Origin of the sequence: Thiomicrolovo immobilis (genome assembly GCF_039645955.1) — a bacterium.
Classification (GTDB): domain Bacteria; phylum Campylobacterota; class Campylobacteria; order Campylobacterales; family Sulfurimonadaceae; genus Thiomicrolovo; species Thiomicrolovo diazotrophicus.
In genome coordinates, this window is the sequence record NZ_CP147916.1 from 1,181,321 (window position 1) to 1,205,694 (window position 24,374).

Sequence of the window (24,374 nt, forward strand, 5' to 3'; positions counted from 1 at the left end):
ATTAAATATATATGATAAGAATGTGTAGAAACGACCGCTATGCCCTGCGTCACGAGGGGACGCGCTGCTTATGGACATAGCTGTACATGACGGGCAGGTAGAAGAGGTTCAAGACGGTGCCCCACGCCAGACCGAATCCCAGCGAGACCGCGAGAGGCTGGAAGGTGGCGGCCTGGCCCGAGGCGAAGAAGATCAGGGAGGAGAGCCCCACGAGAGTCGTCAGCGACGTCAGGATGATCGGCCTGAAGCGCCTGCCGGCCAGGAGGTGGATCTCGTCGGCGCTGCCGGCATGCCGGAGCGTGGACATCATGATGATGCCGTCATTGACGATAACGCCGGCGAGGCCGAGCGCGCCGATCAGCGAGGGCATGGAGAGGTTCAGCCCCATGAGGGCGTGCCCCATCAAGACCCCCAGGAGGGAAAAGGGGATGACGGAGACAACGATCAGCGTCTCGCGGATCGAATTAAAGAGGTAAAGGATGGCGATAAAAATCAGGATGACCGACAGGACCGTCGCCAGCACGAGGTCGGTCTCCAGGGCTTTCTTCTGTTCCGCTTCGCCTTTGAATTTCAAACGGACCCCCTCCGCCTTGAGCCTGCTGAGGGTCGGTTTGAGCTTCTGAAGCGCTTCGGAGGCGGTGATGATTTTCGAGTCGACATTGGCAAAGACGAAAAAGGTGGTCTCACCGTCATCCTTGACAAGCCGCTCCAGTGCGGTGATCACCTCGAAATCGCAGACATCCCGGAGGCGGACGATCTGTCCGTTCTTCAGCGGCACGCCGAGGGATTCGAAAAACGCAAAATCGTCCTGGTAGGCGGAGCGGACCTTGATATCGAGCAGGCTCTGACCGTCGAAGATCACGCCGATGCGTTTGGAGAGATAGAGGTCCGAGACAAAATTGCCCAGATAGGCATCGGTGATGCCGAGCTGTTCGCCGTAGGCGTTGACCTTGATCTTGATCTCGTCGATCCCCCGTTTGATGTTGTCGCCGGCATACTTGATGCCATCGATTGCGCCGAGCTCTGTTTCAAGCATTTTGACCGCCCGGATCGCCTGCTGGTAATCGTCGCTCATCAGCCCGATACGGATATCCGCTTTGGCGTAGCCCATCCCCTTTTCGACGACCATCAGCTCTTCGAGTCCGTAATGCTCCTTGTAGCCCTGGGATACGAGCCATGCCCGCAGATCCCTCGAGATGGCTTTGGAGGAGCGTTCGCGCACGCTGTCGCGCCGGCTGTCGTAGAAACTGAGGTAGGGGGTAATGTAGCTGTCCATAAAGTTGTCGGGTTTTTTCTTCTGCAGTTCGACGCCGATGTACCCGACGGAGGGGAACATCTCGGTGTCTCCCGTGGCGCTGCGCCGGTATCCTGCCGTCGACGTGACATTTTCGACGCCGAAACGGCCGCGCTCCTTGAGAAGGTCCTTCTCGATGGCCTGTACGATGGCGAGGGACTCCTCGAGGGTCGTCGTCGGGGCCGCTTTGAAGGTGATGTTCAGGGCGGTGGCGTCGAAGGGCTGGAACATCTGGAATTTTGCGTGTTTGAAACCGCTGTAGATCAGCAGCGGGATGATGATGACAAAGAGCAGCAAAAAGGTTTTCTGATACCGCATCAGCAGCCGGAGGGCTGCCGAATAGCGTCGGTTGACTCCCTCCCAGGAGAGGGTGCGCGAGGCGGGGCTGAGCAGGTGCACCGCATGGATCGGCAGGAAGATGAACGACTCGAGCAGAGACGCGATGACCAGAGCGCTGAAGGCGATGGGGATCATCTGCACGATCTCGCCGAGCCGGCCGCTGATCATCAGCAGCGGGATAAAGGAGAAGAGTGTGGTGGCCGAGGCGATGGTGACGGGCTTGGCCATCTCCCGCGTCCCGAGGAAGGCCGCCTTTGCCGGTGCGTACCCTTTTTCGATGTACTGCTGGATGTTCTCGCTGACGACGATGGCGTCGTCGACGATGATACCGATGGCGATGATGACCCCGATCAGGGAATTGATATTGATGCTGTACCCGGTGAAGTAGAAATAGATGCTCCCCAGCACAAAGGAGGTCGGGATGCCCAGCGCGATGATGAAGGCCATGCGCGCATTGATCAGGGCAAAGGTCATCAGGGTGATGAGGATGATCCCGAAGAGGATATTTGAGATGACGATATTGAGGCGCTCCTGGATGATCGTCGTCTGGTCCTGCCTGACATCGTAATCGACGCCGTCGACCTTCATGCTCTCGAGGAGTTTATAGATCTGTTCCCCAATGGCGATGGCATCTCCTTTCGGGTTCTGCGAAAGCGAAAGGGTAATGGCGGTTTTGCCGTTCATGCTCGCCAGCGTCGAAGCGTCTTCGTAGCGTTTAGTGACCGTGGCGATGTCCCTGAGCGCGATCTGGCGGTCGCCGATATTGAGCACGGTCTGTTCAAATGCGTCCACGAACTTCTTCTGGTTTCCGACGGAGAGGAAATACTGGGCCTTGGCGTCGTCGATCTTGCCGAGGGGGTAGATATAGGAGAGTTCCGAGATGGTTTTGAGCACTTCCGTATGTGACAGTCCGTAGGCGTCGATGCGCCGCTCGTCAAGCATGATCTCGTAGAAAAGGTCGGAATCGCCGAAGATCGTGACGTCCGAAACGCCGGGAATCGCCATCAGCCGGGATTTCAGCTTCTGTGCGAGTTCCCTGAGCCTGTCCAGGCCGACCCGGTCCGAACGCACCGATACCTGCATCAACCCCCGCGCATGGGCCACGTTCCTGACCGCAGGCTCGTCCATATCGGAGGGGAGTGTCGGCACGACCAGGGCGATGGCGTCGCGGATCGATTCGGCCATCTCCGCTTTGTCGGCTCCTTTATCGAGCTCGAGGCGTACGGAGAAGCTGCCCGGGGAGATGACCGAGGTGACGCTCTCGACGCCGACCAGGTTTTTGGTCTCCTCTTCGAGCGGCGTCACGACCATGCGGTTGAGGACATCGACGGAGGCGCCGCCGTAGCTGCCGCGGATCGTCATGGTATCGGGTTCGATCTCGGGGGAGATCTCCTTGGGGATCATTGTATAGGTATAGATCCCGGCGGCGAAAAGAAGGAAAAAGAGCGTGTAGTTGATTTTATAGTTTTCAATAAAAAAATTCAGCAGTTTGTCAAACAGGGTGTTCTCACTCTCTGGGAGGGGCGTCTGCTCCGGGGCGGTTAACTTGCTTTTGTTCACGCTATGCCTATTTCTGCCTGCCGGCCGGGCAGGCGTATTTTATTTGGTGCCGTTTTGCCACGGCGCGGCAGGGTCTACAGCCTGCCTGCAGGGTGTTCTGCGGCAGGTCCGGCCGTCACACGCATTGCCTGCGGTGCGTTTTTAGAAAACTTTTCCGTGGGAGCGCTGTGGTGCCCGCGCTGCGCACGGCCGTAGGTGTCGAGGATGTAGCCTCGGTAGAGGTTGACGGCGACAAAAAAGATGATCAGCGATGCCGCAAACGGGAAGGCCAGGATTTTGGCGCGCTTTTTCGCCTCGATCAGACCGAAGCGTTTGTAGAGGATAACGAGTGCCCAGGCCACCCCGACGTACCGCAGGTAGGAGAAGAGGTGCACCCATGCATCCTTTCGGCTTGCCGGCGAGGTGAAGTCGCTCTGCACGCCGAAGCCGTAGGCGAACCCGTCGACGATCTTTTCCATCCCGCTGACAAAGAACATCTCCAGCGTATGCGAAAGCGACCCGAAGATGAACAGCGGCGCGAAGGCATACCCGAGGGTGTAGAAAACGGTGGTGTACTCTTTTTGAAGGATTTTGGACGCGACGAACATGCCTGCAACGGTGATGACGACCGAGAAGAGCACGGCGTATAAAAAGGCAAACAGTCCGACAGTATCCATACCGCCCAGGCCGGCGATCCCCTGAAGCGCCGCCGCCGTTTTCGCCCAGATGAATTCGTCGGCGATCGCGCTGCGTCCCATGCCGTGGTGGAACGCCATGGTGATGGGGATGGCCGCGACGATCAGGATGTAGGCCCAGACTTCCGCTTTTTCGATCTTGAAGTGCGAAAAGAGCGAAAACGAGGGCTTGGTCAGGCGGAAGCTGACCGCTTCGCAGGCGTCCGAGCAGTCCATGCAGAGCGTACAGTCTCCCATCGAGTTCTTTTTGTCAAAGTTGAAGGGACTCAGGCCATGTGTACATGCTTTGGCACAGTCAAAGGTTTTGCACTCGCTGCAGGCGCTCTGGTAGGTCCCCAGCCACGTGAAGGAGAGCTTCTCGTAGGCCCGGGTCAGGGTGCCGATGGGGCAGATGTATTTGCAGTAGCTCATCTCTTTATAGACGAGATAGAAGACAAAAGAGAGCAGGGTCATGACAGTGAAGAGCACGGCCGAACCGAAAGGGGTATGGTACGCGGAGGGGAAGCTGTAGTAAACACCCCACCAGCCGACCATGAGCAGCGTCACGCCGATGAAACGGTTTTCAAGCCATTTGGGCATACGCTTGTTCAGGCCGAATTTCGTGAGATAGTGCCCCAGGAATCGGTGGGGACAGATCCCGCAGAAGATGCGCCCGAAGGTCGGCAGCGACACGACAATGAAGAGCGACCAGAAAATCCCCCAGAAGAGTGCCGGCGTATAGAGGTTCTCTTTCCCAGGTACGGCGAAGCCCAGGGCGATCGCGTAAAAGAAGAGGGCCGTCACGGCCAGCCGCAACAGAAAAAGAAAGCGTTGGTTCTTGAAGAGGTATCCCAGCAGCGGCATGCCGTAGAGGTCGTTTCGGTCGCGTTTGATATGATCTACCATTGAATTCCTGCGTTGATGACAAACATCATATAATTAAATTATTTTTAAGTTAATGATGTAATTTTAATAGCTTAGTGTTAAGGGAGTGTTAAAGGGAGGGGATATCCCGCGCAAAACGGGCCTGTTCCGGGGGAACCGGGCAGAGAGGGGGAGCCCTCTTTTATACGTTGAAACGGAAGTGCACGTGTGCACTTAGTCAACCGTCAAACATTAAACCTAAAGTGCATGACATCGCCGTCCTGGACGATGTACTCCTTGCCTTCCAGGCGCATTTTGCCGGCCTCTTTGGCACCGGCCTCGCCGTTGCAGGCGACGAAGTCCTCGTAGCCGATCACCTCGGCGCGGATGAACCCCTTTTCGAAGTCGTTGTGGATGACGGCCGCAGCTTTCGGTGCCGTCGTGTTCTTGCGGATCGTCCAGGCGCGTACTTCCTTGACGCCGGCGGTGAAGTAGCTCATCAGCCCCAGTTTATCGAAGCCTTTGCGGATGATCTGCTCCAGTCCGGACTCCTCGACGCCGAGGTCGCGGAGGAATTCGTCGCGCTCCTCGTCTTCCAAACCGACCAGCTCCTCCTCGATCTTCGCGCAGAGTTTGATGACTTCGCAGTTCTGTGATTCGGCATGGGCCGCGAGACGCTGAACATACTCGTTGTCTTCAAGCAGGCCGTCTTCATCCGTGTTGGCACCGTACATAATCTCCTTGGCCGTCAGCAGGCGCAGGTCCTTGTTGAGTTCGGCGAAACGGTCGTCGTCGATTTCGGGGAAGCTGCGGGCAAGGTTGCCCTGGTCGAGGTGGTCGAGCAGGGTCTGGGCGAAGTCGACCATCGCCTGCGCCTTCTTGTCCGCTTTGGCCTGCTTTTTGAGGCGTTCGATGCGGTTTTGCAGCATTTCGACGTCGGCGAGGATCAGTTCGGTCTCGATGATCTCGACGTCGCGGAGCGGGTCGATGCTTCCTTCGGTATGGACGACGTTCTCGTCGGCGAAACAGCGCACGATCTGCAGGATCACTTCCGTTTCGCGGATATTGGCGAGGAATTTATTTCCCAGACCCTCACCCTTGCTGGCACCCTTGACGAGGCCGGCGATGTCGACGAAGTCGAGGGTGGAGTGCTGGATGCGCTCGGGGTTGACGATCTTGGCCAGGGCGTCCAGGCGCGGATCCGGGACGGGGACGACCGCCTTGTTCGGTTCGATGGTACAGAAGGGGTAGTTGGCCGCTTCCGCGTTCTGCGCCTTGGTCAGCGCGTTAAAAGTAGTTGATTTTCCGACGTTCGGCAGCCCGACGAGTCCGATGGCTAATCCCATAATGGTTTCCTGTCTATAAGAAATAAGTCCGACATTGTACTCTCTCGGGGGTTAGGGACGGGTTAGGGGAAGAGCGAAGCTTTCGTGGCGGCCCTAGGAGAAGCGGATGCCGCGAAGCAGTTTGAAAAGTTCGAACCAGGCGACACTGGCGATACCGGCAACGACGGCCAGCAGAAGGCCTGCGATGTCTGGTTCCCCGAAACGGAAGAGTTGGCGAAGCTGCGGCTCGAAGAGCGCGAGTGCCAAAAAGAGGAGAGCGCCACCGGTAATCCACCAAACGGCGCGGTTCGGGATATGCAGGGATGCGAAGAGCGTACGCTTCCAGGACCGGTTGGCAAAAATAAGCGTGATGTTGGCTACGACCAGCGCCGTGAAGGCCAGTGCCCTTGCATCCTCCGCCGTGGCACCGCGGGACAGGACTATACCGTAGAGGGCAATAGCCCAGATGAGCACACCGGTGCCCTGCAGCAGGCTTAGCCCAAGGTTCCACACGCCGAAAAGCGGCTCGTCCAGAGGACGTGGAGGGCGTAGCATGGCATCGGTCTCTTCCCGTTCCGCTTCGAAGACGACGGAGCAGGCCGGATCGATGATAAACTGTAAAAAAGCGATATGGACCGGGAAAAAGATCAGGGGCCATCCGAAAAAGACGGGCAGCAGTGCCATGCCGGCGATCGGAACATGAATGGCAAGAATATAGGCCATCGCCTTGCGAAGATTGTCGTAGATACGCCGGCCCAGCCGGACGGCCTCGACAATGGAGGTGAAATCGTCGTCAAGCAGCACTAGCGAAGCGGCCTCGCGCGCGACATCCGTCCCACGTCCACCCATCGCGATGCCGATATGGGATGCCTTGAGTGCCGGGGCGTCGTTGACACCGTCACCGGTCATTGCCACGACTTCACCATCAGCCTTGAGGGCATTGACGATTTTGAGTTTGTGTTCGGGCACGACCCGTGCAAAGATGTTGATCGTTCTTATGCGCGCGGCCAGCTCCGCTTCGTCGCAGCCGTCGATTTCACTTCCCGTCATCAGCGTATCGGCTCTCAGCCCTGCCTCCCGGGCGATGGTACGTGCAGTGCCGGGGTAGTCCCCGGTCATCATGACGACACGTATCCCCGCGGCATGACACCGGGCAATAGCAGAAGGCACGGCGGGGCGCAACGGGTCGGCAAGGGCGATCAGGCCGAGCAGACGAAAGGCGAAGTCATGCTGGATGCTCGGCCACTCTTTGCCGGAGTAGCGGGCGTCCGCGACACCGAGCACCCTCAGGCCTTGCGATGAAAGCGCTTCGACCTGCTGCGCGAGTAGCGCTGACGATGCAGCATCGAGATGACAAAGGTCCGCGATCGATTCGGGCGCACCTTTCGAGGCGACGACGTACTCGTCACCGTGGGTGGAGCGCCAGACATGGGAGATGGCATGCATTTCGGCCGACAGGGGATACTCGTAGACCAGTTCCCAGTCGTCGTGCAGGTGCTCTGTACCGGAGAGATAGCGTTGCGCGAGGGCGTGCATCGCTTTTTCCATCGGATCGAAGGGGTCGGCTTCGCTGGCAAGGATCCCGAATTCGAGCAGTTCGTGAAAGGTCTCGGGCATCGGAGCCGTGTCTGTTACGTCGGGGACGCGGAAGTGCGCTTCGCCGGTGACTATCGTATGGACGTTCATGCTGTTTTGCGTCAGTGTACCGGTTTTGTCGACGCACAGAACCGTTGCCGAACCGAGGGTTTCGATCGCCGGAACGCGGCGGGTCAGCACGCGGCGCCGTGAAATACGCCAGGCCCCGAGTGCGAGGAAGACGGTGAGGACGACGGGGAACTCTTCGGGGAGCGTTGCCATGGCGAGGGTGATCCCCGCGAGCAGGCCGTCGAGCCAGTCGCCGCGCGTCAAGCCGTAGACGACGATGAGCAGCGCGCACAGTAGCAGACCGAGAGCGGCGAGCAGACGCACCATCTTTCCCGTCTGAAGCTGCAGCGGGGTTTTCTCGGTCTCGATGTCCTGCAGAGATTTTCCGATAGTACCAATGGTGCTTTTTGGACCGGTAGCGTTGACCTCCGCGATGGCCGTCCCCTGTACAACAAGGGTGCCGGAGTAGACATAGGGCTGATCTTCGCCCCCGGGTTGAAGGCGTAGATCCCCCTCCAACCAATGACGCTTTCCGACAGGGACCGATTCGCCGGTCAATAGGGATTCGTCGACCTGAAGGTTCCGCTGTGCCAGGATGACGGCATCGGCGGGGACACGGTCCCCCTCAACCAGAACAAGCATATCGCCCCGCACCACTTCGCGTCCGGGGATACGCTGTTGCCCGCCGCCGCGTACAACGAGAGCGCGGGGACTCGTCATATCCCGCAGGGCTTCCAGGACGCGCTCTGTGCGATGTTCCTGATAAACGGTTGACCCTATGACAACGATGACGAAACTGAGAAGAATGGAAGCCTCGGCGTTGTCCCCCAGGAGGAAATAGATCGCTGCTGCAGCCAGTAGCAGAATAAACATGGGCTCGGTCATAACGTCGCGTACGATCACGGTCAATGTGCGCCGTCGCGCGCCCGGTATTTCGTTATACCCATCAATGCGCAGCCGTGCCGCCGCTTCGGTGTCGGTCAGCCCCTCAACGTCATGCCAATCAGGTCTGTCGGGTTTGAGCATCTCTTTCTCCAGTGTCAAGTAATTGTACAGTGATCGTTATCGAAGATGCAAACATACTCATTCTGCTACATCGCGGGAAATGAAGCGGAGCAGGTGTTATAGGGCCTTGGAAAAAGATATGGCAGTGTTGTATGGTGATTAAATATTTAAAATTAATTATTTTGTAACGAAATGACGTTAGACTACTGTCGGCTTTGAATCGAAGTCAATTCCATCGAAAGTAGACCCATGGAGCGCCACTGGATCATTTCAATTGCACTATTCGCAATCGTCGCGGGCATGACGGCTGTTTTTTATGAAGCTAACGCGTTCACTTCAATCGCGCTGTCAGCGTCGGAACAGCCGGAAATGGTTGTAGACGCCGGCACTGCAGAGGAAACCCTAGAGACCTCTACGGGCATCCGTGAGTTCCTCACCTCAAACCTCATGGAGCTCTGGAGCGTGGTCAGAAGTGATGGAATACTCTCGACAGCGGCAAGTGCGGCGGGGATTATGCTGGGATTGCTGCTGCTGTTTATGAATGGTTCCTGACAAACGAACCTGTTTGCCGGGAAGGTGAGGGAAGCGCCTACTTTTCTGCTAGCGTGCGCAGGAGGGCGACGGTCGTGCGAACACCGGCACCGGTTCCGCCGTGGGGGTTGACGCCCCAGCCGGATTCCGTGTAGGCCGGACCGGCAATGTCGAAGTGCATCCACTTCTCTTTCATCCCGTCGGTAATGAAGTGGTCAAGGAACATCGCCGCCGTAATAGCGCCGCCGTAGGGGATGTTGCTGATGTTGCTAACATCGGCGATTTCGCTTTTGAGGGCTTTTTTCAGATGCGGGTTGAAAGGCAGCGCGCCGACGAGTTCCCCCGCGCGCTCCGCCGCACCGTAGATGGTGTGTTTGAGGGCGCTGCTGTGGCCCATGATGCCCGTCGTATAGGGACCGAGTGCGACGACGCAGGCGCCGGTCAGCGTCGCATAGTCGAAGAGGTAGTCCGCTTCGACATTGTCCTGGGCGTAGGAGAGGACGTCGGCAAGGACCAACCGTCCCTCGGCATCGGTATTGCGTACCTCGATCGTCTTGCCGTTGCGGGCGAAGAGGACGTCATCGGGCTTGTAGGCGTTGCCGCCGATCATGTTCTCCACCGCCCCGACAAAGCCGTGGACAGCGACGGGCAGCTTCAGCTCGCTGACGGCTTTCATGATCCCAAGCACCGCACAGGCGCCGGCCTTGTCCATTTTCATCGTGACCATGGACGTAGAGGGTTTGAGGCTCAGTCCGCCGCTGTCGTAGGTGAGCCCTTTGCCGACGAGCGAGACGGTCGCCACAGGGTTTTCCGGAACATAGGAGAGATGGATCATGCGGGGTTTGTGTGCCGAGGCGCGGGCGACCATCAGCATCGCCTGCATCTTCTCCTCTTCCAGCGCGTGCTCGTCGAAGATCTCGCAGCCCAGGTCGTTGGCGTCAGCGAGATCCTGGGCAATGATGGCCAGGTCGGCGGGGACCATGTCGTCGGGGGTCGTATTGACGAGGTCGCGGGCGAAGTTCGTGGCTGTCGCAAGGATAACGGCGCCGTCGACGGCGGTTTTCAGAGCATCGGCATCGAGTGCACTGCCGTCGTCATTCGCACCGGCAACGTAAAAGGTTTTGAGCTTGGAGGGTTTGGCGTCGGATTTGTAGCGCGTGTATTTGTAGCTTCCAAGTATGATGCCCTCGACAAGGGCGGCGGCGTTTTCAAGGCCGTACTGCGCGATTTTGGCGCTCTCATAGGCAAACCCGCTGAGGCTTTTGGCGGTGGCGGCCATTGCGTCCCGGATGGCGTCGGGTTCAAAGGCGGTGACGGCGGCGACGTATTCGGCGCCTTCGTGCAGCATGCAGCTCTGCCCCTCTTTGGCTTCGAATCCGGCCTGTTCGAGGACGTATTTTTTCGGGTGTGAGGCCAGCGTCTCCGGCGTCAGAAGGGTGACGGTCAGGGCCGCGTCGATGGACTCAACAGGTTGCGTTTCGAGCTTGACGAGCATGTTGTTTCTCCAGCATTTGATTTTCGATTCGTTTGAACAGGGTCGTGATGCCGTACAGCGCGGCACCGGCGAGCGGTAGGGCAAAATACCAGTGGGTTTTTCCCCACTCGAGCACCTGCAAGATCTGTTCCCCCAGCAGGTAGGCGGGGATAATCGTGATCGCCGCCCAGACCCAGGCGCTGAGCAGGTTGATGAGGGCGAATTTTTTCGAGGAGTATTTTGTGATCCCGATGCTCATCGGGATGACAGTGCGCAGTCCGTAGAGGTAGCGCTGCACGAAGATAAGGGGCCAGCCGTACTTTTTAAGCAGCAGGTGGGCAATGGCGAACTTGCGGCGCTGCGCATGGAATTTCCGTTGGATGAAGCCTTTGTTGAAACGGCCGATGTAGAAGTAAATCTGATCGCCGGCAAAACCGCCGAGCCCGGCGACGAAGATGGCGATGGGCACGTTCATATGTCCCGTTGTAGCCATGATGCCGGCCATCAGCAGTCCCATCTCCCCCTCCAGGATACTCCAGACGAAAAGGATGATGTAACCGTACTCCTGCAGCAGTTCCAGTAAATAAGCTTCCACGCGCGCTCCTTAGTCGAAGTGTAGCATGTCTTTGGCCTGGATCATATCTTTGTCCCCGCGGCCGGAGAGGTTGACGATGACCAGTTTACCTGCGATGTCGGGCATCTTTTTCAGGTAGGCGACGGCGTGGGAGCTCTCGAAGGCTGGGATAATCCCCTCTTTGCGGCTGAGCCAGACGAAGGCTTCCAGAGCTTCATCGTCGGTGATGGTATCGTAGGCCACCGTCCCGTTCTCCTTATGGAAAGCGTGTTCCGGCCCGATCCCGGGATAGTCCAGACCGGCGGAGATGGAGTGCGCTTCGAGGATCTGGCCATCATCATCCTGGAGCAGGTAGCTCATCTGGCCGTGCAGGACCCCGGGGCGTCCTTTAAGCAGGGAGGCGCCGTGTTTGTCCGTTTCGGTTCCGAGACCTCCCGCCTCGATGCCGACGCACTGTACCTCCTTGTCTTCGAGGAAGTGCTGGAACATGCCGATGGCGTTGGAGCCGCCGCCGATGCAGGCGACAACCGTATCGGGGAGGCGTCCCTCTTTTTCCAAAATCTGCGCGCGGGCTTCCCAGCCGATGATCGCCTGGAAGTCACGGACCATCATCGGGTAGGGGTGGGGTCCTGCGACGGTGCCGATGATGTAGAAGGTGTCTCGGGCATGGGTGACCCAGTGGCGGATGGCGTCGTTCATGGCGTCTTTGAGGGTACGCGAGCCGCTCTCGACGGCATGCACCTTAGCCCCCAGCAGTTTCATGCGGAAGACGTTGAGCTCCTGGCGGGCGACATCCTTTGCCCCCATAAAGATTTCGCACTCGAGCCCCAGCAGGGCGGCGATCGTTGCGGTGGCGACGCCATGCTGCCCCGCGCCGGTCTCCGCGATAACCTTCTGTTTGCCGAGTTTCTTGGCCAGCAGCCCCTGGGCAATGACGTTGTTGACCTTATGCGCACCGGTGTGGTTCAGGTCCTCGCGCTTGATGTAGACCTTCGCGCCGAGCTCTTCGGAGACATTTGCCGCGTAATAGAGCGGGGAAGGGCGGCCGACATAGTCTTTGAGGTAGCCGTCCACCTCGCTCCAGAAGGTTTCGTCGAAACGGTACTGTTCATACGCTTTTTCAAGCTCCAGCAGGGCCGGCATCAGGGTTTCGGGAACATAGCGGCCGCCGAAGATGCCAAAATGGCCGTTGGTATCGGGATCGAACGTGGAGGGTTCGGGGATGTACATCAATCCACTCCTATAACGGTATAAACGGGGGTGAGTTCGGTCAGGCTGTCGATGCCCGGCAGGAACTCAAGCCCGAGGATAAAACAGGCTTCGACGCAGTGCGCGCCGACTTTTTCAATCAGGGAGGCTGCGGCCTTCGCCGTTCCGCCCGTGGCGATCAGGTCGTCGATGAGGAGCACCTTGGCACCTTTGTCCGAGCCGAAAGCGTCCATATGCACTTCGACCTCGTCAAAACCGTATTCAAGGGAGTACTTCTCCGACACGGTCGTGGAGGGGAGTTTCCCTTTCTTGCGAATGGGGACGAAACCGACACCCAGCATCTGCGCCAGGGCCGCGCCGAAAATAAAGCCGCGCGCGTCGATCCCCGCGACAAAATCAAGGTTATAAGATTCGTAACGCGTCTTGAGATGCGTCATCAGCGTGCTGAACGCCTCGGCGTTGTTCAGCAGCGTCGTGATGTCTTTAAAGATGATGCCCGGCTTGGGGAAGTCGGGAATATCGCGGATCGCACTTTCAAGCAGGGCTTTTTGATCGACGGTCAGGGACATGGGCGGCCTTACAGTGTGGCCGAGCAGCCGCCGACGGCTTCGATCTTTGCAACGCGATCGGCGTGGCGGCCGCCCTCGAAGGCAGCCGTGACCCAGGCGTCGATGATGGATTCCGCGACCCCGCGGCCCACGACACGCTCGCCGAAGCAGAGGACATTGGCATCGTTGTGCGCGCGGGCCATGGTCGCCGTGTAGGCGTCGTGGCAGAGGGCGGCACGGATACCGGAGAATCGGTTGGCGGCCATGCTCATCCCCAGACCCGAACCGCAGATCAGGATACCGTCGGCATCCTCCTCGTCGGTGAGCACGGCGTTACAGACTTTGACGGCAAAGTCGGGGTAGTCGACGCGGTCTTTGCTGTGGGGGCCGAGATCGACGACCTCATGGCCTTTGGCTTTCAGCAGTTCAACGGTGTAGTCTTTCAGGTCGAGTCCGGCGTGGTCGGTGGCAATGTAGAATTTCATGGAGTACTCCTTCGGTTTTAAGATAATAGCAGATGCAGCACGTACTGGACGGGCATGAAAAGTACATACTCTCTCAGCGGCGTGATCAAGATGATGATGACGATGAACATGCCGTAGGGTTCCAGGCGCTGGAACCACATGGCAATGTTGTTCAGGCCGTACTTCAGCGAGAGGAACATCAAAAAATGCGCCCCGTCGAACTGAGGGATCGGCAGCAGATTAAAGACGGCGAGCAGCACGTTGATGAAGACCAGCTGCATGACGACAAGGTAGAGGAAAATATAGCCCAGCCCGTCGCTCTGAAGCGGCTGGTGTATTCCCGTCAGCACGACGGCGAAGAGGGAAGCGAGGGCAAAGTTGTAGGCGATGCCGGCAAGGCTGACCTGCATGGCGGCACTGTAGCCGCCGTTGGCAATGACGGTGCGCATGTTGACCGGGACCGGCTTGGCCCAGCCGAAGAGGAAACCGCCGCCCATGCCGAGCAGCATGGGGATGAAATACATCATCAGCGGCACAAGGATTGTCCCGACAGGGTCGATGTGGATCAGAGGGTTGATCGAGAGGCGCCCGGCGTGTTTCGCCGTCGTGTCGCCGTAGCGGTAGGCGACCCAGCCGTGCATGATCTCGTGGCCGATGATGGCAATGGCCAGCGCGATGACGGATGAAGCGATTTTCAGCAGATCAATAGAGTCCACGGTCTTGGCCCTCTTCGCGCTGGCGTTCGGCTACCGCGCGCTCCAGGTAGGGGGACTGTTCGAGGTCCTCGGGAGTTTTGAACATGCGGTCCCAGCGGATCTCGTAGTTGTCGTCCATGCTGAAGTAGATGAACCAGGGTGTGCCCTCGACGAGGCCGTAGGGTACGGCGCCCCAGAAGCGGCTGTCGTTGGAGTGATCGCGGTTATCGCCCATCATGAAGTAGCGCCCTTCGGGGACCTGGACCGGTCCGAAATTGAAGATGGGCTGCGGATAGCGGCCGTCATCAATAATGGAGGGATCGTGGTGGATGCCAGGGTGATCCTTCATATAGGGGTTCTTCACCCAGAGACGGCCGTCGAACTCCTTGAGTTCGTGGGTGAAGGTGTAGTGCTGGCGAATATACTCGTCCCCTTCGACCGGGTGGAGGTAGAGATCCTTGTTGAAGACGAAGAGCTCGTCCCCCGGGGTCGCGACGCAGCGTTTGACGTAGTGCAGGGTCGTGTTGTTGGGGTAGCGGAAGATCACGATGTCGCCGCGCTGAGGGGTGTCGCCGTCGACGATATGCCCGTCGGTGCCCGGAATAAGCGGGATCTCCAGAAACGGGATGTGCGGGGTAGAGATGCCGTAGGCGAACTTTTTGGCGAAGAGGTGGTCGCCGATAAGCAGGGAGTCTTTCATGGAACCGCTTGGGATGCGAAAAGCCTGGGCGACGAAAAAGATGACGAAGAGAACGATGATGACCGTTCCCGTCCAGCTGTTGGAGAAGCGGTAGGCCGCTTTGGCGGCGTGTTTGACCTTCGTCTTCATTGGCGCTCTTGTGCGTGCATCTCGGCCGCTTTAAGAGTGTTTTTCAGCAGCATGGCGATGGTCATCGGGCCGACGCCGCCGGGCACAGGCGTGATGTAGGAGCATTTGGGCGCGACGTTCTCGTAATCGACGTCACCGACGAGGCGGCCGTCCGGCGCGCGGTTGATACCGATGTCGATAACGATAGCCCCCTCTTTGACCATGTCCTCCTTGATCAGGTTGATGACCCCGGCCCCGACCAGGACGATGTCGGCGTTCTGGGTGTGGGCTTTGAGGTCTTTGGTGTGGATATGGGTGATGGTAACGGTCGCGTTGGCATTGAGCAGCAGGGCCGCCATCGGTTTGCCGACGATGTTGGAGGCACCGACGACGACGGCGTCTTTGCCCGTGAGATCGATCTCGTACTCGGCGAAGAGCTCCATGACGCCCAGCGGGGTACAGGGGACGAAACCGTCCAGTCCCGTCATCAGGCGGCCGGCATTATAGGGGTGGAAGCCGTCGACGTCCTTGTGCGGGGCGACGAGTTCGAGCAGGCGGGTCGTGTCGATATGCGGCGGAAGCGGCAGCTGTACAAGAATGCCGTCGATGTTGGGGTTGCCGTTCATCATTTCGATGGTCTGTTCGATCGCCTCCTGGGAGATCGTTTCAGGCATCTCGTGGGTGACGGAGTAGAAACCGGCGCGGTCGCAGGCCTTCTTTTTCATGCCGACGTAGGCATGGGAAGCGGGGTCGTTCCCGACGAGGATGACGGCGAGGCCCGGGACGCGACCGGTCCGTTCCTTGAGTTCGGAGGCCGCGGTGGCGACACCTTCTTCAATCTTCTTGGAAAGCGCTTTTCCGTCGAGTATCTGCATTTCAACTGACCTAATAATTTTTTTGATAATATACCCCTACTTCAATAAAAAGGTGCTTTTAATGGCCCGTTGGCTCCTGTTTTTGGCGACCTTGCTTGCGGCGGAGGAGTCCTTCATCACCCCGCAGGAATACGCCGCGCAGCTCTATCACAATCCAAGGGGGATCGGCTGCAATCTCTGCCACGGCGAACACGGCGAGGGGAAGGTGATCGCCCATTATACCGACAAGGGCGTTCGCAAATCGTTTACCGCTCCGGCGATCAATGTTATCGGCTTCGAGGATTTCGACCAGGCCCTGAACGGCCGCGTCAAAGGGATGCCGCGCTACTTCCTGACCGAGGAGGAGCGCCGTACCCTCTACCGTTACCTGCACCCAAAGGATGCCAATGTTCCAAACTGACCTTCCCGAATTGGAGCGGGCCGCGGAGACCCTCGACACCGGTGCGCTTGACGCGCTGCTCTCACCACGCCGCCGCACCCTGAACGGCTCTGCCGCGTTTCACGCGCCGCTGATGCTCTCCGCCCACCGCGTCAAGCATCTCTCGAAGATTCCGCGGCTGTCCGCCGACGCGGTGATGTTCAACCTCGAAGACGGGGTGTCGGCCGAACAGAAGCCGGTGGCGCTGCGTCTGTGCGCCCTCTCGCTTTCGCGCCTGCCGCAAAGCAGCAAGAAACTGATCGTCCGGGTTAACCCCCTTGACGAGGGCGGGGTGGAGGAGATCGCATTTCTCGCCCCCTATATGCCCGACGCCATCCGCGTCCCGAAGGTCCGCACGGCGGAGGAGGTGGAGCGGATCGTTTCACTGGTACCCGCACCGATCGAAGTCCACCTTTCCATTGAGACGAAAGAGGCGTGGCTCGCCCTCGCTTCACTGCGGACCGATTCGCGGGTGTGCACCTTCTACCTCGGGATCCTCGACCTCTTCGCCGACCTGGGGCTCGACCAGGCGCTGATCGCTCCGGAGAACCCGACCCTGCGTTACCTGCTGTCGCACTTTTTCGTCACCTGTCGCGCTCTCGGCGTCAAACCCGTCTCCTTCGTCTACCAGGATTACCGTAACGTGGCTGGCTTTGCCGCCTGGCTCGCGCTGGAAAGCGAGATGGGGTTCGACGCCAAGGGGTGCATTGCGCCGAAACAGGCCGAGCAGGTGATGGCGGCCTTCGGCCGGGACGAGGCGGCACTGTCGCGGGCGCGGGAGATCGTTGCACTCTTTGAGGCCGAACGCGCGAAAGGGGTGACGGGCTTCACGCACGAGGTGTACGGTTTCGTCGACGAGCCGATCTACAAGGGGGCGCTCGCCCTGCTGAAGGGTACGGAGTGACGCAGTTGCGCGCGGCGCTCGCGTCGACGAACGGGCTCATCCTCGCCGGGATCGTTCTGGGAGCGCTTTTTGGCGCGTTCTTCCCCGAACTGGCCCTGGCGCAGCGGATCATCGGACAGATGTTCGTCGCCCTGCTGAAAATGCTCGTCGTCCCGCTGGTCTTTGCCAGCATCTTTGTCGCCATCGCCGGGCTGGGGACGCTGCATCATCTCAAAAATATGGGCCTGCGCACCATCGGGCTCTACCTGCTCACGACGGCGCTGTCAGTCCTGCTGGCGATCGTCGTCATGAACGTTCTCGGCATCGGCGAAGCGGTCTCCGCCGAAGGGATCGCGTTCGCGCAGGCGCACGAGATCAAACCCTTCTCATTCGAAGCGATGCTGCTCGGCTTCATTCCGACAAACGTTTTCGCCTCCCTGACGAACGGGGCGATGATGCAGGTGATCGTCTTCTCCATCCTCTTCGCGATCGCCAGCCTCTACCTCAGCGACCACCACCAAGGATTGATGCTCGACTTCTTTACCGGCGTCAACAACGCCATGCTCAAGATGGCCGAATGGGTTATCAAACTGACGCCCCTGGGCGTCTTCAGCCTGATCGCCTATGTCGTTGCCGACGAGGGGGTCGACGTTATTCTCGGGCTCTGGAAATATATGCTCGTCGTCATCGGAGTGATTCTGCTGCACGGGCTGGTGACGTTGCCGTCGCTTGTCGCTTTCTTCGCACGGGTCAACCCCTACCATTATATGGGGCAGGTCAAGGAAGCGATTCTGCTCGCATTTTCCACCGCCTCCAGCGCGGCGACACTGCCGGTCTCCATCGAGGTGAGCGAGCATAAAGGCGGGGTGCGTCGGGAGAGCGCAGGGTTCGTGCTGCCGCTGGGGGCGACGGTCTCCATGGACGGGACGGCGGCCTACCTGGTCGTGGCGGTGCTTTACATCGCGACCCTCGCTGGAATGGAGCTCTCTTTCGGCGACCAGGTACTGCTGGGGGTCACCGTCGTGGCGCTCTCCGTCGGCGTCGCGGCGCTGCCAAGCGCCTCGCTGGTGATGATGGTCGTCATCCTGAACCAGATCGGTCTGCCGGCGGACTATATCGGCCTAATCGTTGCCGTCGACCGTGTCCTCGACATGTTCCGGACCTCCCTCAACGTCACTTCGGATCTGATGGTCACGAAGATCGTCGACGTCACGACGCGCAAAGAGGCGCTTGGGGAAGCGGCCCAGGAGCGCAGCGCTTAATAGCCGCGCAGGTAGTAGCCGAATTTGTAGCGCACCAGGGTCTTCTGCTCCGGGCGGGGGTATTTCCAGTAGACCGACTCTATCGTCTCCTTGGTCACCTCGTCAAGGAGGAAGAAGCCGCTGTTGCGCACGGTGCGGAAATCGGTCATCCGGCCGTCGGGGTGGAGATAGAACTCGACGATGTTGTAGTCGTTGACGCGCATGTTGTTGGGGATCATCGTGCTGCCGGTGGCGTTGAGCTGGGTCTGGGTGAGGCGTCGCATGATCTCCTGGTTGTCAAGCAGGTATTTCTGTTCCCCTTCGCTCAGTTTCCCGAACGCATCGCCGTAGGCCTCGCGGATATCATCGGGGATACGGCTTTCGCGCCGCGCGGTCGCTGATTTGGCGGCAGCTTTCTGTTCGACGTTCTTCTGTTTCTGCGACAGTTTGGCAAAGAGGTTTTTATGTTCCGTCGGCACCGCGGTGGCATTGGCCTCGGCCGTTTTCGGCTCGGGTGTTTTCATAAAAGGGATATAGGGCTTTTCAGGCGGCACGGGTTCCGTTTTGGCGACCCGCTTCTGCGGCTCGGCGATCTTTGTGGGCGTCGGGATCTTCTGCTGCGGTTTGACCGGTGTCGGCTGCGTGACGGGCAGCTGCTGCTGCGGCTGCGGGAGCGGTTGGGCCTTGGGAAGTTTTTCGAGCTGCTTGCCTTTGGGCATCGGGGGGATTTTCTCCGCCGGCGGGCGCTTGTTCGGGAGCGCGGCGTTTGCTTTGGCTTTCGGGCGCTCCTTGAGCGAGACCTTGATGCGATGCTCCTGGACCTTTGGCTCGACCGGCTCGGTAACGAAAAGAAAGCCCAGGAGCAGTAAAAGCACCAGGATGAGCAGATGGAAGAGTACGGCAATAATGAGGGCGGCGGTACTTCGGCTCATCGGGTCGGTGTTTCCTTCCAGCCGCGCTGCGCTCTGTCGGCCTTGTTGTAAAGTGGGGGAATTATAACCCATTTGCTATAATGGCGGGAAAATTCAGGGGCTTTTGCGCGTCAGCGCCGCGTACGCGCCCCTTTTACGGACGGTCAATGAACATTACATCCTCGATTCAGGCATTTGAAGAAGCTCAGACATTGATTCCCGGCGGTGTGGATTCGCCGGTACGCGCCTTTAAAAGCGTCGGCGGGACCCCGCTTTTTATAGAAAAAGGAGAGGGGGCGCACCTCTACGACATCGACGGTAACGCCTATGTCGACTATGTACAGAGCTGGGGGCCGCTGATCTTCGGCCACCGCGACGAGGCGATCGAAAGCGCGGTCTGCGACGCGGTCCGGCATGGGCTCAGTTTCGGGGCGCCGACGCTTTCCGAGAGCGAACTGGCCAAAGAGGTCATCGGGATCTTCGAGAGCATCGATAAAGTCCGTTTCGTCTCCAGCGGGACCGAGGCGGTCATGAGCGCCATCCGTCTGGCGCGGGGCTTTACGGGCAAAGACGATATTGTCAAGTTCGAGGGGTGCTACCACGGTCACAGCGACGCGCTTCTGGTGCAGGCCGGTTCGGGCCTCGCGACCTTCGGCAACCCGAGCTCCCCGGGCGTTCCCGCTGACTTTACCAAGCATACCCTCCTGGCCAAGTACAACGACATCGAGAGTGTGCGCAAATGTTTCGAGGATTCGGACAACATCGCCTGTATCATCATCGAACCGATCGCCGGCAACATGGGGCTCGTTCCTGCGGACAAAGAGTTCCTGGCGGAACTGCGCCTGCTCTGCGACGCCCACGGCGCGCTGCTGATCTTCGACGAGGTGATGAGCGGTTTCCGCGCGACCCTGCACGGTGCGGAGTCCATCACGGGGACGACGCCGGATATGGTGACCCTGGGCAAGGTCATCGGCGGCGGGATGCCGGTCGGTGCCTTCGGCGGCAAGGCGGAGATCATGGCGAAGCTCTCCCCGGAAGGGCCTGTTTACCAGGCGGGGACGCTCAGCGGGAACCCGGTCGCGATGGCGGCGGGGATCACCGCCGTGCGCAAACTCCGCAGCAACGCCAAGCTCTACAGCGTGCTCGAAGCGCGTGCCAAACGTCTTATGGAAGGGTTCGCGGAGGCGGCGGCCAAGCACGGTATCGCACTGAAGACGGATGTGCGCGGTTCGATGTTCGGCTTCTTCTTCAACGACAAGCCGGTGAAGAACTTTGACGATGCGGCGGCGTCGGACCTGGAACGCTTCGCTGCTTTCCACGCCGGTATGCTGTCACGCGGCTTCTATTTTGCCTGTTCGCAGTTCGAGACGGGCTTTATCTGTACGCAGATCACCGACGAAATGATCGAGGCGACGATCAGCGCGGCGGACGAAGTGATGGGGACACTCTGATGGCGGACAAGCACCTGACGGGCCTGACCCCGGAGAACGGAGAACCCGAAGAGCGCAAGCCGCGCCTCAAGCCGATTGTCGAGGGGGCGGAAACGCTCTCGCTCGGTATTTCGATGGTCGTGGCCGTGCTGATCGGGGTGGCGCTCGGCATCGGTCTCAAAAAGCTGACGGGTATCACCTGGCTGCTCTGGGTCGGTGTCGTTATCGGGATCGCCGCGGCCTTCCTGAACGTCTTCAAGGCCTACTCGAAACAGTACAAAGAGTTCGAAGAGCTCTCCAAAAACCCGCGCTACAACCCCAAAACCCTTGAAGGTGACGACGACGATGACGATGACGACGCTGCGAAGCACTATTAGTCCCTTTCTCGCTGTCCACATCCTTCTGTACGGTTTGCTCGCCGTCTCCAAGGCGGCCTTTCTCAATGCCCAGATTGCCTTCGTCTCCGCGTTTTTGATCCTGCTGGGGTCGCTTTACAGTTACCGTAAACTCGTGCAGCGCAATCTGGAAAACGAAACGGCGATCCACCAGGAGGACCTGGTCGAGAAGATCGACGACCCTTATGACCTTTACAGCGAGAGCGAAGAGGAGGTTGAAGAGGAGAAGCCACTCAAGGATGTCATTAAGGAGGAGAAGGCGCGCCTGAAGGCGAACAAGGCGACCGTACGCAACGTCTCCAAATCGACGCCGGCGCTGCTCTCCGTCTACCGCCTGGTGCCCTACGGCATCCTGGTGCTGGGATTTATCGCGCTCAAGAACAACAACATGCTTTCACTCTGGTATTTTCTGCCGGGTCTGGCTGCGGGAATCGTGGCGGGATTTCTGAGCGGAAAGGCGCTTTTCGCCTCCCGCTGATTCACCCTTTACTGGTTGATGATGGGGATGTTGACCGTTACGGCCTTCTTGCCGACCTCGCAGAAGAGGTGGTTCTTCTTGCACATCTGCTCAATCGCCGACTTATAGACTTCGTCGAAAACGTTCCCGCTCACCTTGAGGGAGAAGAAGGTGTACTTCTTCTCCTCGTAGAGGATGTACTCTCCGATTCGGAAGGCGAGCTTCGTCGTGATCGTTTCGCTGCCGCCGAAGGATTCGTACATCTTGTTGAGCAGGCGGATGAACTGGTCGGTGTTGAGCCGCGTCTCGGGCATCGTCGGGTCCAGGTCCTTCTGGAAGGCGGATTTGCTGCCGATGGAGTTCGTCGCGATACAGAGGTCGATGAGGGAGTAGATGTTGACCAGCTCGCCTTCGATCTCCGGGCGGGAGAACTGGAAAGAGGGGGTCTGGAAAAAGCGGATCCCGATCTCCTCCTCGTTGACGTAGCCGACCATGATGCCGAAGATCTTGAAGCGGCCGTATTCCAGCTCCATAAAGGTCGTTTTAAACCCGAAAGAGGGGCTGGCGTAGGTCGTGGCAAGTTCAAAAAGCGTCAGACGGTCGACGGCACCGAGCAGGTACTGTCCTTCCGCGTTGACGGAGAGGACCTTGCCCCCGGCGCTGAAGAGAATATAGGGGTTGAAATCGTATTCGATCCACTGCTGTTCGAAGGTCATTATTCCTCGATATAGTTCTTGAGTTTGCGGCCGACTTTAGGGTGCTTGAGCTTTTTGATCGCGCTGCTTTCGATCTGGCGGACGCGTTCGCGGGTGACGTTGAGCTCTTTACCGATCTCCTCGAGGGTGCGGTCGCTTTCGTCGTCCATGATCCCGAAACGCATCTTGATAACGGCTTTTTCGCGCTCGTTGAGTTGCTCGAGCACACCTTCGATCTGGACCTTGAGGTCATCTTTGAGGATCGCGTCGGAAGGCGAGAGCGAGGTGCGGTCTTCGATGAAGTCGCCGAAACGGCCGTCCTCTTCGCTGCCGATCGGTGCCTCGAGGGAGATCGGCTCTTTGGTGATCTTGATGACGTTCTTGACCTTCTCGACGGAGAGGCCGACCTCTTCGGCGATCGTCTCGACATCCGGCTCTTTCCCGTTTTCCTGCAGGTATTTGCGCATGATCTTGTTGATACGGTTGATCGTCTCGATCATGTGGATCGGGATACGGATCGTACGCGCCTGGTCTGCGATGGCGCGGCTGATCGCCTGCCGGATCCACCAGGTGGCGTAGGTGGAGAACTTGTACCCCTTCTGGTACTCGAACTTGTCGACCGCTTTCATCAGGCCGATGTTCCCCTCCTGGATCAGGTCGAGGAAGGGGAGTCCACGGTTCGTGTAGCGCTTGGCGATGGAGACGACGAGGCGGAGGTTCGATTTCGCCATCCGTGTCTTGGCCGTCTCGGAGATCGCCTTACCGCGCTTGATCTGCTCGAGGATGTCCGAGAGCTTTTCCGGTTCCATATTGAAGCCGCCCTTGGAGGCCTCTTTGGTCTGGATCAGCTTCTTGATCTCCATATAGGTGCCGACCATGGTCGCTTCGGGGACCCGCGCCGCGATATCCTCTTTGGAGAGCTCGGTAATGTTGTCGAGGATCTCTCTGTGGTTCTTGCGGAGCAGATCGTTGAAGAGCGGAAGCTTGTACTCGAGACGCTTGAGCTCTTTTTCAAACCCTTCGTCGCTCTTGAGGGAGGTCTCCATCGATTTGACGAGCTCGTTGATCAGCTTGGAAGTCGGTCCGAGGTCAAGCAGCTTCTCTTTGAGAATCTTCTTTTTGAAGCTTGCCGTCAGGAAGAAGTGGACGATCTCTTCATTCATGTCGCCGTTCTCGACCCCTTCAGGCAGTTTTTCGGAGGCTTTCTGCCACTCTTTTTTCGCTTTTTCGAGGGCCTTGAAGCTGCTGACGACGAGATCGACGCGCTTTTTATCTTTCGCACTGACTTTCTTTTCGCCGGCCTCATCGTCATCGCTGTCATTGTCGTCGTCGCCGTCGTCTTTTTCGTCTTCAAAGCTTTTGAAGAGCTCTTTGACACGGCGTTCGCGATTGATGAGCGGCTCTTTATAGTCAAGGATGAAGTCGATCAGGTAGGGGACGGAACAGATCGCGTCGATGATGATGCTCTCACCGAATTCGATCTTCTTCGAGATCTCGATCTCCTCCTCTTTGGTCAGGAGCGGGATCTGTCCCATTTCGCGCAGGTACATCCGTACCGGGGAGTCGGAGCGGGACCACTCCATCAGCTCGTGCTGCTTGAGGATGTCGAAATCCTCGCCGCTGGCATTTTCGATCAGTTTGCGCTGGGCATCGCGCCGCGCTTCGGCTTCCTGCTCGTTCATGAGCTTGGCGTGCTCCGAAGCGGTGTAGAGGCAGCGTTTGTTCTTTTCGGCAAGTTTCAGGACGCTTTTTGCCTGGGCGGATGTCGGGTTCTTCTCAAAAAGCTCCGCGATTGTTTCGTAGGTGATACAATTCTCGGATTGGTGTTCGACAAAAAGGGTTTCAAGGGCTTTATTGAGTTCTTTTGCGGTCATCGGGTGAAAAGCTCCTGGAATTAGTAGTATTGGGGCGTATCGGCTTATCCCCTCCATCGGGGTGGGCCAGGCCTCGTGGGTTTTTTGAGTTAAGTGGGGATTATACTTTATGATGGCTTAGTCTTTGCTTTCCTTCATGGGGACGGAAAGAAATAAAGAATATATATTATTTAATATATCCCTTCATTCAACCCCCTTTGAGAGATTT

At 58.5% G+C, this 24,374-nt stretch carries 22 protein-coding genes; 7 read left to right on the plus strand and 15 right to left on the minus strand.

The window, feature by feature from the left end:
* Positions 1 to 49: 49 nt before the first annotated feature.
* The 4 genes from WCX72_RS06065 to WCX72_RS06080 all read right to left on the minus strand — a co-directional run bounded on the left by WCX72_RS06065 (position 50) and on the right by WCX72_RS06080 (position 8,723).
* Positions 50 to 3,193: an efflux RND transporter permease subunit gene (locus WCX72_RS06065; protein ID WP_345971415.1), complete on the minus strand. Its 3,144-nt coding sequence runs from the start codon at positions 3,191 to 3,193 to the stop codon at positions 50 to 52.
* Between the two features lie 74 nt (positions 3,194 to 3,267).
* The gene (locus WCX72_RS06070; RefSeq protein WP_345971416.1) at positions 3,268 to 4,752 is read right to left on the minus strand and encodes a 4Fe-4S binding protein; all 1,485 of its coding nucleotides are present in this window, start codon (positions 4,750 to 4,752) and stop codon (positions 3,268 to 3,270) included.
* A 203-nt stretch (positions 4,753 to 4,955) separates the two neighbouring features.
* Positions 4,956 to 6,056: a redox-regulated ATPase YchF gene (ychF, locus tag WCX72_RS06075; protein WP_345971417.1), complete on the minus strand. Its 1,101-nt coding sequence runs from the start codon at positions 6,054 to 6,056 to the stop codon at positions 4,956 to 4,958.
* 93 nt (positions 6,057 to 6,149) lie between these two features.
* Positions 6,150 to 8,723, minus strand: a complete 2,574-nt coding sequence (locus WCX72_RS06080; RefSeq protein WP_345971418.1) for a cation-translocating P-type ATPase — start codon at positions 8,721 to 8,723, stop codon at positions 6,150 to 6,152.
* A gap of 210 nt (positions 8,724 to 8,933) precedes the next feature.
* Here WCX72_RS06080 and WCX72_RS06085 point away from each other — a divergent pair, with 210 nt between their 5' ends.
* The gene (locus tag WCX72_RS06085) at positions 8,934 to 9,236 is read left to right on the plus strand and encodes a hypothetical protein (protein WP_345971419.1); all 303 of its coding nucleotides are present in this window, start codon (positions 8,934 to 8,936) and stop codon (positions 9,234 to 9,236) included.
* Between the two features lie 37 nt (positions 9,237 to 9,273).
* Here the strand turns inward: WCX72_RS06085 and WCX72_RS06090 are convergent, their stop codons facing one another.
* Genes WCX72_RS06090 through folD form a run of 8 tightly spaced genes read right to left on the minus strand, consistent with a single transcriptional unit; the run spans position 9,274 to position 15,862 of the window.
* Complete coding sequence (locus WCX72_RS06090) at positions 9,274 to 10,710, minus strand: leucyl aminopeptidase (RefSeq protein WP_345971420.1); 1,437 nt, start codon at positions 10,708 to 10,710, stop codon at positions 9,274 to 9,276.
* Positions 10,679 to 11,284 (minus strand): DedA family protein, encoded by a 606-nt coding sequence (locus WCX72_RS06095; RefSeq protein WP_345971421.1) that lies wholly within the window; start codon positions 11,282 to 11,284, stop codon positions 10,679 to 10,681. The genes WCX72_RS06090 and WCX72_RS06095 overlap by 32 nt, the downstream gene beginning before the upstream one ends.
* 9 nt (positions 11,285 to 11,293) lie before the next feature.
* On the minus strand, positions 11,294 to 12,493 hold the full coding sequence (gene trpB, locus WCX72_RS06100; RefSeq protein WP_345971422.1) for a tryptophan synthase subunit beta: 1,200 nt from the start codon (positions 12,491 to 12,493) through the stop codon (positions 11,294 to 11,296).
* On the minus strand, positions 12,493 to 13,041 hold the full coding sequence (locus tag WCX72_RS06105; RefSeq protein ID WP_345971423.1) for an adenine phosphoribosyltransferase: 549 nt from the start codon (positions 13,039 to 13,041) through the stop codon (positions 12,493 to 12,495). The genes trpB and WCX72_RS06105 overlap by 1 nt, the downstream gene beginning before the upstream one ends.
* An 8-nt stretch (positions 13,042 to 13,049) precedes the next feature.
* The gene (gene rpiB / locus WCX72_RS06110) at positions 13,050 to 13,505 is read right to left on the minus strand and encodes a ribose 5-phosphate isomerase B (RefSeq protein ID WP_345971424.1); all 456 of its coding nucleotides are present in this window, start codon (positions 13,503 to 13,505) and stop codon (positions 13,050 to 13,052) included.
* Positions 13,506 to 13,522: 17 nt separating this feature from the next.
* Positions 13,523 to 14,200, minus strand: a complete 678-nt coding sequence (locus WCX72_RS06115; protein ID WP_345971425.1) for a site-2 protease family protein — start codon at positions 14,198 to 14,200, stop codon at positions 13,523 to 13,525.
* The gene (gene lepB / locus WCX72_RS06120; protein WP_345971426.1) at positions 14,187 to 15,008 is read right to left on the minus strand and encodes a signal peptidase I; all 822 of its coding nucleotides are present in this window, start codon (positions 15,006 to 15,008) and stop codon (positions 14,187 to 14,189) included. The genes WCX72_RS06115 and lepB overlap by 14 nt, the downstream gene beginning before the upstream one ends.
* A complete protein-coding gene (gene folD / locus WCX72_RS06125) occupies positions 15,005 to 15,862 on the minus strand; it encodes a bifunctional methylenetetrahydrofolate dehydrogenase/methenyltetrahydrofolate cyclohydrolase FolD (protein ID WP_345971427.1) in 858 nt (285 codons plus the stop codon). The genes lepB and folD overlap by 4 nt, the downstream gene beginning before the upstream one ends.
* A 61-nt stretch (positions 15,863 to 15,923) precedes the next feature.
* On the opposite strand from folD, the gene WCX72_RS06130 reads away from it, so the two are divergent.
* Genes WCX72_RS06130 through WCX72_RS06140 form a run of 3 tightly spaced genes read left to right on the plus strand, consistent with a single transcriptional unit; the run spans position 15,924 to position 18,425 of the window.
* Complete coding sequence (locus tag WCX72_RS06130; protein ID WP_345971428.1) at positions 15,924 to 16,262, plus strand: cytochrome c; 339 nt, start codon at positions 15,924 to 15,926, stop codon at positions 16,260 to 16,262.
* Positions 16,249 to 17,184, plus strand: coding sequence for an aldolase/citrate lyase family protein (locus WCX72_RS06135; RefSeq protein WP_345971429.1), 936 nt, complete (start codon positions 16,249 to 16,251; stop codon positions 17,182 to 17,184). The genes WCX72_RS06130 and WCX72_RS06135 overlap by 14 nt, the downstream gene beginning before the upstream one ends.
* Positions 17,181 to 18,425 (plus strand): dicarboxylate/amino acid:cation symporter, encoded by a 1,245-nt coding sequence (locus tag WCX72_RS06140; RefSeq protein WP_345971430.1) that lies wholly within the window; start codon positions 17,181 to 17,183, stop codon positions 18,423 to 18,425. Before WCX72_RS06135 ends, WCX72_RS06140 begins: the two co-directional genes overlap by 4 nt.
* On the opposite strand, the gene WCX72_RS06145 is transcribed toward WCX72_RS06140, so the two are convergent.
* The gene (locus WCX72_RS06145; protein ID WP_345971431.1) at positions 18,422 to 19,336 is read right to left on the minus strand and encodes an energy transducer TonB; all 915 of its coding nucleotides are present in this window, start codon (positions 19,334 to 19,336) and stop codon (positions 18,422 to 18,424) included. The genes WCX72_RS06140 and WCX72_RS06145 overlap by 4 nt on opposite strands.
* A 146-nt stretch (positions 19,337 to 19,482) precedes the next feature.
* Here WCX72_RS06145 and hemL point away from each other — a divergent pair, with 146 nt between their 5' ends.
* From hemL to WCX72_RS06160, 3 genes are read left to right on the plus strand one after another with little or no spacing between them, the layout of a single operon-like run.
* Positions 19,483 to 20,766 carry a glutamate-1-semialdehyde 2,1-aminomutase gene (gene hemL, locus WCX72_RS06150; protein ID WP_345971432.1) on the plus strand — a complete coding sequence of 428 codons (1,284 nt, stop codon included), beginning with the start codon at positions 19,483 to 19,485 and terminating at the stop codon, positions 20,764 to 20,766.
* Entirely contained in the window at positions 20,766 to 21,122 is a 357-nt protein-coding gene (locus tag WCX72_RS06155) for an AtpZ/AtpI family protein (protein ID WP_231021205.1), read from the plus strand. The genes hemL and WCX72_RS06155 overlap by 1 nt, the downstream gene beginning before the upstream one ends.
* Complete coding sequence (locus WCX72_RS06160) at positions 21,091 to 21,618, plus strand: hypothetical protein (protein ID WP_345971433.1); 528 nt, start codon at positions 21,091 to 21,093, stop codon at positions 21,616 to 21,618. Before WCX72_RS06155 ends, WCX72_RS06160 begins: the two co-directional genes overlap by 32 nt.
* A gap of 8 nt (positions 21,619 to 21,626) precedes the next feature.
* Here the strand turns inward: WCX72_RS06160 and WCX72_RS06165 are convergent, their stop codons facing one another.
* A complete protein-coding gene (locus WCX72_RS06165) occupies positions 21,627 to 22,313 on the minus strand; it encodes a hypothetical protein (protein ID WP_345971434.1) in 687 nt (228 codons plus the stop codon).
* On the minus strand, positions 22,313 to 24,166 hold the full coding sequence (rpoD, locus tag WCX72_RS06170; protein ID WP_345971436.1) for an RNA polymerase sigma factor RpoD: 1,854 nt from the start codon (positions 24,164 to 24,166) through the stop codon (positions 22,313 to 22,315). The genes WCX72_RS06165 and rpoD overlap by 1 nt, the downstream gene beginning before the upstream one ends.
* Positions 24,167 to 24,374 lie beyond the last annotated feature (208 nt).